The 10643-nt window shown below is 43.3% G+C and carries 4 protein-coding genes; 2 read left to right on the forward strand and 2 right to left on the reverse strand.

Annotated features, from left to right (window positions below; genetic code table 11):
* A partial coding sequence (locus R7093_RS23420; protein ID WP_318146833.1) for a Calx-beta domain-containing protein occupies positions 1-1385 on the reverse strand: 1385 nt, incomplete at its 3' end.
* A gap of 389 nt (positions 1386-1774) precedes the next feature.
* Here R7093_RS23420 and R7093_RS23425 point away from each other — a divergent pair.
* Entirely contained in the window at positions 1775-3088 is a 1314-nt protein-coding gene (locus R7093_RS23425; protein WP_318146834.1) for a TolC family outer membrane protein, read from the forward strand.
* Between the two features lie 2 nt (positions 3089-3090).
* Complete coding sequence (locus R7093_RS23430) at positions 3091-3705, forward strand: OmpA family protein (RefSeq protein ID WP_318146835.1); 615 nt, start codon at positions 3091-3093, stop codon at positions 3703-3705.
* An 87-nt stretch (positions 3706-3792) separates the two neighbouring features.
* Here the strand turns inward: R7093_RS23430 and R7093_RS23435 are convergent, their stop codons facing one another.
* On the reverse strand, positions 3793-10614 hold the full coding sequence (locus R7093_RS23435) for a Calx-beta domain-containing protein (protein WP_318146836.1): 6822 nt from the start codon (positions 10612-10614) through the stop codon (positions 3793-3795).
* Between the last annotated feature and the right edge of the window lie 29 nt (positions 10615-10643).

Here is a 10643-nt window from a genome sequence, read left to right on the forward strand (position 1 = left end):
TCGGTGTCACCTAAGTTCAGGCCTAGCTCGACTTGAACAGTGGACTCGGAGGCATTCGACAGCGTCACTTTGAAGTTCGCTGTCTCACCCTCATTGATGGTGCCAGCGTCTGAGATAGTCACGCTTGGACGGTCATCATCCGGATCAGGCCCCGGGCCACTGCCGTCATCCACAATCGTTGCCGTACCGGTATCGCTGCCTTGTACTGCGCCAATGCCGGTTACCGTGACACTGAAATCTTCTGGGCCTTCATAAACAGCATCATCAATGGCAGCGATGCGCACATCAAACTCAGTTTGCCCAGCTGGCACCGTTACCACGCCATCATTTGGCACTGCAACCCAACCGGAGCCTGTGTTGTATTCTAAGGTACCTAAGTCTCCAACTTCGGTGTCACCTAAGTTCAGGCCTAGCTCGACCTGAACATTGGACTCGGAGGCGTTCGACAACGTCACTTTGAAATTCGCTGTCTCGCCCTCATTAACCGTACCTGCATCACTCATCGTTACCGCTGGGCGATCATCATCAGGATTTGAGCCAGGTCCACTACCATCATCTAAAATAGTGGCAGTCCCAGTAACAGGTGTGCTTTGTTCTTCTGTCGTGCCAGAGAGCGTAAACGTTTCTGGGCCTTCAAATATAGAGTCGTCAATAGAGTCTATAGAGACCGTAAAGCCACTTTCACCCGGTGGGATCGAAATGGTAAAGGTTCCGCTTTCACCGACTGAAACTTCTTCTGTTGTACCATCAGAAAATGTTATGAGGACACGCTCATTGACGTAGTCACTCCCGTTCTCGTCAGCTGAGCCGCCTGTTGCGGTTCCATCAAGGAGAGAAAGAATGACATCAGTGTTGTCTTCAGTTGTTTGACTTAGAGTAATATCGAATACAACTTGGTCACCTTCGTTGATAGTCGGACTAGATATTTCTTGAACTAAGATAGTCGGTGGTACAGGGCCATTAATTACTCTGAAAAGATCCAACAAAGATAGTGCTTGAGTTGTAGATAGTCCGATTCCATCAATACCGACGGTCTCAAAATTCGTACTAGCCAACAATTCAGCGCCAGTACGATCTATTGCACCAGTATTTTGGGGGCTAGAACCACTTTCCTCACCTGCAGCTGGCTCAAAATCCTCACCAAGAGCAGTAGGGTCTTCTCCACTAGCGATAGCCTCGATTAGCGCAGTGACATCATCAGTAACGTTAATTGAACTACCTTGCGGTGTTACCTGTTGTACAATTAATTCTGATGTATCAGAAATTTCCTCAATAATTAATTCACCAGGCTGAGGTAGCTGACCACTTTCAAGACTTCTCAGGTTCCCATCAAGCCCTATAACCACGACATTGCTCATCAATGAACTTAACGCTACTCGATCCATGCTCTTCATCCTTGTATTAGTTTAATTAAAGGCTTGTTACTGCACTAAACACGTCTATAGTTTAGACAAAATATGAATTTTTCGTTTTATTCCAAGAGGATTTAGTTTTTTGAGAGTAATAAGGAAAATAACCGAAGAATTTGCCTTCATTTAAACCAGTTTCCGCTATGCTCTTAAGATAAAAAGGTTTTCTACGAAAAAATCGACCACTTACCAAGCAAGCTTTGACTCGTATGCTAGAGTTTAGAGAGTAAGATTGTTGTTTTTTATTGAATTAAACATTTAAACATCAACAAGTTGATAATACGCACTAAGAAAATTCATTGTTTGTAACTTCTCGTCTCAAATATGAAACAGAATAAGAGCGACATGATTTTAGGAGAACTAACGTGAGATGGAATCGAGTACATATAGCCTGCTGTTGCTTAATAGTGTCTTCACCAGTTTTCGGTCAAACTCTAGAGCAAGCGGTTGCACAGACGCTACAAAATAACCCCGATATTAAGAGTGCATTTAACGAGTTTATGAGCCAGAAGTACATAAATGAAGCTTCATCAGGTGCTTACCTCCCCTCTGTTGATTTAGATGCTGGAATTGGATATGAAGGATTAGACCCGTCAGATGAAGTTGGTCGAGGAGACACGGATTACACTCGAAAGGAAGCTTCAGTGACACTGACCCAACTAATATGGGATGGTAGCGCTACATTAAATGATATTGATCGAACCGCAGCTGATGCTGAATCTGTTAGATTTCAACTCTTAGCAGATGCTTCAGATAAGGCACTTGAAGTGACTAAAGTGTACTTGGACGCTGTTAAAGCGTATGAAGTCCTAAAGCTTTCAGAAAACAACCTTGCTGTTCATAAAGATATTTACGATGACATTAAAAAACGAGTCAACTCGGGTATCGGCTCTACTGCTGACTTGACGCAGGTAGAAGCACGTTTGGCAAAAGCACACGGAAACTTAGCTGCTGCTCAAAATAACCTGTATGACTCTCACACGATGTTCACTCGTTTAGTCGGTCAAACACCACAAGGGTTAATCTTTCCGAGAGCGGACCAAAACTTTATCCCGTACACGGTTGATGAAGCTGTAGGCTTGGCATTTGAACTTCATCCCGTTATTCAAGTGGCGCTCGCAGACGTAGACTCGGCTAAGTTTCAATACAAACAGTCTAAAGGTGTTAATTACCCAACCATTTCAATTGAAGCTTCGCAAACATGGCGTAACGACGCTGATGGTTTAAAAGGTCGAAGTGATGAGACACTTGCCATGCTGCGTCTACGCTACAACCTATTCAATGGTGGCAGTGATGCAGCGAACTCAGAAAACTTTGCCTACCAGCTAAATAAAGCAAAAGACTTGCGTGAAGGTGCCTATCGCAATGTTGAAGAAGGGTTAAGGCTTTCTTGGAGTGCGCTTGATTTAACATTACAACAAAAAGAGTTTCTATCAGATCATGTAGACTCTGCGTCTGAAACCGTAATTGCTTACGAGAAGCAATATCGCATCGGTAAACGAACACTGCTTGATCTATTGAACACTGAAAACGAGCTCTTTGAGGCGCGTAAAGACTACTTAGATTCTAAATACGCAGAGCAGTACGCCAAATATCGAGTGATGAACGCAACTGGGCAACTGTTGAGTGCATTAAGGGTTGAAATGCCTAAAGAATGGCTAGAAGAAGTGGAGTATTAATTATGAAACACATAGCTTTTATTACACTCTCATTAATGCTCTCCGCATGCAGTTCATCAGATCGTGGTGATGAATATGATTACATAGATACCCCAATTGCCGATCAGTGGGCTGATCATATAGATGATGACTCTGACGGAGTCATTAACGAGCGAGATTTGTGCCCGGGTACACCTTTGGGTGCCGAAATAGACAACGACGGTTGTGGTTCGTACGTTGACTCCTCACAAGAAATGCAAATTCGAGTACTATTTGCGAACGATTCCGATGTGATCAACCCTATCTTTACGCAACAAATTCTTAAACTATCCGACTTTTTGAAAGAGTACCCGAACACGTCTATAGAGATTCAAGGTTATGCTAGTCGCACTGGTACTGCAGAACATAATCTTGACTTATCTAAGCGCCGCGCTGAAAACGTTAGAAAAGAGCTCATGAAGAATGGCATTAGTGGAGATAGAGTTACCATTGTCGGCTATGGAGACACAGTACTTGCGACACAAGGTACAGACCAAGTTAGTCACGCATTGAACCGTCGAGTAACCGCAACAGTGATTGGCCACAAGGGTGAAGTGAAGAAAGAATGGACCGTTTTCACAACACTTCCAAAAAGCTAGCACAACAATAAACAGACCGTAAAAATAAAAGGTCTAGCAAATTGCTAGACCTTTTTTGATTTTAAATTTGACTACAGTTTAGCGCTACTACATGTCTTTGTACTGAGCTTCTAAACTCGCAATTAAGCTTTGAGTCACATCATCAACACTTGCACCGTCAAAATGGATGTCCAATGTCGAGCTCCCTTTTGTAATACTCAGGTTTGCCTCAGATCCCCCGTCTGGTGCCACTTCTACATGATACTCTCCGACATCACCAGTATGATCACCTGATTGAAGATCATTAAGAAGCTCTCCAATTTCATCTTTAGATAAGTCGTCAAACAGATCTGAGAAGTCTAGAGCGTCTTCATTTTTATTGAAGTCAGTGACAGTATCAACATCGTTAGTGACTTCACTCCACTTAAAGATGTCGGCCCCTTCTGACCCTGTTAAAGTATCACTACCTAAACCACCAATCAGAATATCATCCCCTTCACCGCCAACGAGTATGTCGTTGCCACCATGACCAAATAGTAAGTCATCACCAGCGCCGCCATATAAATTATCCGATTTATCTCCTTGGTGAGTTTGGTTGAATTCTTCCAAGTTATTTCTAACGTACTCATGTATATCTTCGCCGTCAACGGTAGACACATCCTGACCCGTTTGCTGCGCCACATGTGATTGAATCGCACTTAAGCCTTGTTCATTACCACCAAACTCAATTAAGTCACCTAACAAGATATCGTTACCTTCACCTCCTTGAATAGTGTCTGAACCTTGTTTGAGAGGTACATCTTGACCCAATATCGTTTCAGCAAGCTTAGTAACATCAATATCTGACTCTACCACACCATCAGTGTCATACTGCTTGAGTGTATGTTCATCAACGCCACTCCCAAGACCTATCGCTTCTATAGAGGACAATGCCGCTAGTACTTGATACATGTGTTGAGCTTGTGTCGAGCTATTCCCTTCATCGTAATAACGGATAGAGCCATAATATCTGTCGATATCGCCAAGGATTCTTCCTGTTAGCGGTGAATAAACCTTACCGTAACTATCTATAACGACATCACCTTTGTAGGTAACTGTTTGTCCGTATGAGTAATTGTTTTTACTCGCAATATCTTGCAGGGTAACAAGCTTGCCAGAATTATCGACGTCCAAAATCACTTTCGAGAATTCACTCGGTGCTACACCATAGAGGTATGTTGCTCTATTTGGTTGACCATCCGTAACAAAGTACGTGATATTTTGGCCATTAGGGTTAGGTTGACTGCTGAACCATTCAACGGCCGACTGTAAGCCCGCCTCATAGTTTGTGCCGCCAGAACCCTCATCATCAATTACACGATTCAACTCTTCTACAAACTCTTTTCTTGCCGTAAGAGAACTCAAGTCAACAGAAATCACCGCTGATGCACTTGAAGCAAATTCACTAAGGTGAATATTCACTGTCCCTGGCTTCTCTCCTTGATTTACCGCACTTAACAGCTCATCAAACACGTCTAGCACTTCTTGCTTCGCAGTTCCTACCCAGTTACCCATGCTCCCTGAAGTATCCAGAACAAATGCGATGTTGTAGTCCTGACCTGCAATGATCTCCAATCCTTGAACATCACCAACAATAATATCGTGATTGTCACTACCCGTTATCTGATCATTCCCATGTGATCCCGACTCCAACACATAGTCACGAGCTGTAAGCTCAACGGATTCAGTTGTTGAAGCTGCGTCATTATTTGATCCTTCAACAGACGTAGCAGTAACGCTTAGCGGGAACTCTAAGCTGCCTTCATAATCGAATGGCACTCTGATATCCAGGGAAAGCTTACCATCTGTACCAAGAGTGACAGGGTAATCTCCATTTGAATCTTGCTTAATTGCGAGCCCATCAACATACACGTCAACACCGTCTGGTAGATCTTGTACAAGAGCAGTCTGCGCTAAATCCTCACTTCCATCGACATCAACTAGATCAACATCCACATCGACCGAAATCCAGCGATCTTGAAGCACTTCATAAGTGCCATCAGGTTTCAAATCAACAATTTTGTCTGCAAAAACAACGCGTTCAATTTCATATAAATGATCACCTCGGTCATCACTACCTGTATGATCGTTTACCGAATCGATAGAACGACTATCTAATAAAATCCAATATGGAACTTTACCGCCATGATCGTCTTTGAAGGTCATTTTGTAGTCATCAAAGTTCCCTGTTAGGTAGACTGTATCTTTACCATCATGCAGAGTAAGACTGGTCGCGTCATCACCATAAAACGTATCATTGTTACCACCGCCAACAAATACGTCATCGCCACCGCCACCATAGAATACATCGTTGAAATCTGTCCCAACAAACAAGCTGTCGGTGTCACTTAAGTCAGTATTGACTCCCAACACAACACCAGCGTGTGTATTAATTTTAGGTACTGCATTATCCAACCCAAGGTTGGCTGCGACAGCCTCATTTTCGGTATTGGTATTATTTATTGCCGATGTAGCTAAGTGGTGATTAGGATCAACAGCATCTCTTTTTACTAACTCTCCAACATTAATCGTGATCGCAGGGGCATCTGCAACTGCGGCAACGTTGATATCAAGTGTATTTGTTACGCCAGTATTTGTGGTATAGCTAATTAATGGAACGTCACCTGACCAATGCTCAGCAGGTTCAAATATGTAACTACCATCTCGGTTTACTAGTAACGTACCACTAGTCAAAGAAACACTTTCGCCTACCTCGTAATCAGCACCATCGATAGTAAGATGATCTACCATCAGAATATTGTCGCCGTCAGAGTCATTAAGCAATAAATTCCCTTGTAGAGTATTGTCTTCTATGGTTTCGCCCAAATCACTTTCCGTTTCCGTCGGTAAGTTCTCATGTACTACAACATTGATCGCCAAGTTAGATTCTGCTGAATCACCATTCGAGCTTTCTGTACTCGTTGCAGTCAAATTGATAGTGAAGTCATCATGGGAGCCCGCAGGTGGAGTCACAGTAAGTGCATCTAATGCCCAACTTGTCACGTCCAGTTCTTCATCAATAGTTGCGACAGTAATAGAACTATTTCCATCTGAAAGGATCGCACCTACAGGTAAGCCAGTTAGCGTGACTTTAAGTGATTCAGAGCCATCTGTATCATTTAAGCTTGCTTTAATTTCAGAGAGCGGTATCGCTGTATCTTGTAACCCTTCGTTCAGCTGGTATGTTTCGTAAAACGCAACACCATTAACTTCTTGTAGTTCAGACGCTCTGATATCAGTTGCTTCTAGTGCACTTTCATCACTAACTACGTAAAGACTACTATTGCTCAGATTGACAGGCGCTTGTCCATTAATGGATACATCCACATTAAAGTTACCCGGACCACTTTGGTTATGGTGATAGATTTCAATTGGATAAAAGCCAGATACCGAAGGGGTAAAGCTAGCACCCTTAATATCACCACTGTCGCTCCCCCAACGAGCTTGATCAAGTAACGTACCACCCAACTTGATAGCAAGGCTATCATCTGCTTGCCCAACAAAGTCGTAACTCGAGCCAGCTTCGAGATAAACAAGAGATGTGACTAGAACGGCCTCATTTGCCAAGGTTGCATGAGTCCCTAAATCTTCCACATTTGCCCAACTCAATCGAGTACCATCGGCTTCATTAAGAGCGTTGATCGCTGAGATTAGAGTCTCTCCATTGACCCCCATACCATCACTAGAACCAATTTGAACATTACTCCATGTCGTAACGTTAAACTCTTGTTGAGGCAATGAGTTTAATGGCGTCACTGCAATTAAGTTCGGTTTGTCAGCTACAGGGTTCACGTCTATTGTCAGTGTCGACTCTTGACCAGAGCTCTGCCCATCTGTCGGTTTAAAACCAATTTGAGCGTAACTAGATTCCTGATCTCCGACTTGATTTCCGCCGAAGCTGTCACTGCCTGATTCATTTAATTCAGGTACAAAACGAACACCGTTTTCCTCAAAAAGCGATTTATCGAGGACTTGATCGATTTGTACAGACTGCCAATCGCCTTGCGAATCTCTGTACTCTAATGATCCATCGCTAGGAAGCGTTGTAATTTGGACGGAGAGATCTGATACATCAGAGTCCACATCGCTAATACCGAATGATGACCAATCAAGCATCACTTGAGTATCTTCATTCATCTCAACCACTGAAGGCGAAGATTCAGGAGCATCATTCACATTTACCAGAGAAACATTTACCTCGGCAGTATCAATCCCGCCAGTTCCATCGATAACCTCAACCTGAAGCGTATAATCGCCCAAGTCAACATCATCGATTGTCTTGTTCAATGAAATCTCTCCACTTGTCGGGTCGATATCAAAAATACCATTAGTGCTCGAGCCATCTGCAAAGCGGTATACAAGCACGTCATTATCGTGATCTTCAGCAACGACCGTGCCGATAACGGCCCCACTCACCGTGTTTTCGTTAACTGACCCGAAGTCGTAAACATCATCATTTGGTTTGTCACCAGCACTATCGCCGCCAGAAATAAACTCTGGAGCGTGCTGAGCATCTATAATAGAGACTGTTGCTTCATTCGAGTCACTTGCAAGCGTCGAATCTGCACCAACCGTATCAATTAGAGTCACGGTTAGGTTTTCAAGATCTTCGTAAATACCATCATCGAGAGTTTTTATATCAATCGGCGCCGACGTTTTACCCGCTGGAATCGTGACTGTGTACTTACTTGGAGCAATATAATCTTTGTCATCAACATTCCCTCCGATTGTGAATGTTACCAGTACATCTTCATCTGCTTTTTGGTCAATGTTGACGATAAATTTTGCATCACTACTTTCATCAACTGAGGATTGATCTGAGCTAATAGTCACTTTCGGTGCACTTTGGGCATCAACGATCACAACACTTGCGCTGTTATTTGAAGCAATGCTCGCATCAGCGCCATCCACCTCTTTAATGGTTACTGTGAAAGATTCTGCGCCCTCATAAATACCATCGGTGACCGTCAGTAAGTCAAGAGCAGCTGAAGATTGACCCGCAGGAACTTCAACACTCAGAACGCCAACAAAATCTTTTCCATCTTGGGCCACGCCACTATATTCGACATGAACCGTAACACTCTCATCTGCAACTTTATCAAGTGTCAGCGTAAAGCCTGCCGTTTCACCTTCATTTACGCTATTTTGATCGGCACTAATACTAACTGAAGGTGCAGGATCAGAATCCACAATATTTGCGTTACCAGTTGCAATACCATTACTGCTGACACTACCGATTTCCGTAACCGTCAGACCAAAGCTCTCATCACCTTCATGGACATTATCTAGTTTGGTCGGGACTGCGACTTTAATTTCAGCGACACCTGGAGGTATAGTAACGTCTCCATTAGGCGCTATATCTAATGTTTGAGTTTGACCATGAGTATCCACATAGGTCACTACCATAGTGCCTAGATCAACATCTTCCGCAGTATAGCTATCATTTGTTGTTGACTTCAGATTGACGACAACGGCCTCTTGAACAGGGTTAGAGAGTAAAACGGTAAATATTGCGTCAGTTCCTTCAATTACATCGCCAGCATCTATTACGCTAAGTTCTGTACTATCATTATCAAGAACTGTTGCCGTCCCCGTTTCACCTCCGAGCTCAAGAACGACCGTTTCGCTGCTTTCCACAACCAAGTCATCAATAGTCGGAATCGATATTTCGAAGCTACTTATACCTGCTGGAACAATCAAGTAACCACCTAAGAAAACAACACCATTTGTGTAGGTTGCATTCGATAGATTTATGTCATTCTTATCAACTGAAGAACCTTGAGCAAGCATATCAACTTGGTACTTAACAGCAGTGCTGGTGACTTCATCTAAAACAACCGAGAACGTGATATTGTCACCCTCGGTCATACTATCACCGACCACAGACAGACTTGGCCCGTTTTCCGCAACATTACCATCTAACATTTCGTTAACGATGTTGACTGTAGATGGATCGCTAACGCCATTTTCAGAGTCGACTGCCACATATCCAAAGCTGTCTTCGGCAGGAACACCTTCTACATAACGTAACTCCCAGTTACCTTCATTTTTCGTAGAAAAATCTAACTGAGTAATGACCGAACCTTCAGGAAGAGCTAGATCTTTCCCATAACCAACGCTTGTTTCTTGGAATAGCATGAAGTTGCCTTCAGGCTTCAAAAACTCGAACGTTTGAGTCTGTTGGACATTATTTGAATCTAAGTATGTAACCGTAATAAGTGCTGCGTTGTCATCACCGTAATCAAACAATCCACCTAATCCATCTAAGCCAAGGTTTACGCTGCCCACAGGATTATTAGACAAATCGATCGTAATCGTTTCACCTTTCTCAATACCCTGCCCATCATTGTCAGCGATACCATTGCCGATGTGTGACACCTGGCGGTTGTACTGCGCAAGCTCACCGCTATCAGAAGAAATGGTGATAGAAGCTCCATTGGCTAAATGCTCAGTACGGGAATGTGATGAACCACCATCCTCACTTAATCCCCAGTTATTGAAATCTGTTGTAGATTCCGAGCCATTAGGCGTATTTGGACGATCTTTGATACCTAATAAGAAGCCAACATTATCAGCTTCATAGTAAAGGCTGTCTTTGTCATAAAGCGTATCGCTTACTTCTTTAATTTCGTGCAACTCACCATCACTATCTTTAAAGAACAACGTACCTGAGGTTGGCAGTTCAGTAATTCGGACATGTAGATCGTTGCCTTTTAAGTCGTCTTCAACATCCGCGATATGATCTTGAGAGTCGCCATCACCTAAAGGTTTCGTATCAGTATCAAATACAACTTGCGTCACAGGCTTGTCAGTCACATGCGTAAAGTCCTCACTGTCAGGCTTGTCATTGACTGGCGTCACATCGACGTTCACCGTGGTGGACTCTGACACCCCACCTGACGTAACGATGTAGGTGAAGC

The organism is Vibrio sp. 1580 (assembly GCF_033340055.1).

Excerpts from the sequence above, each read along its gene's own strand:
- R7093_RS23430 (WP_318146835.1), top strand. The coding sequence starts at position 3,091 with ATGAAACACATAGCTTTTATTACACTCTCATTAATGCTCTCCGCATGC.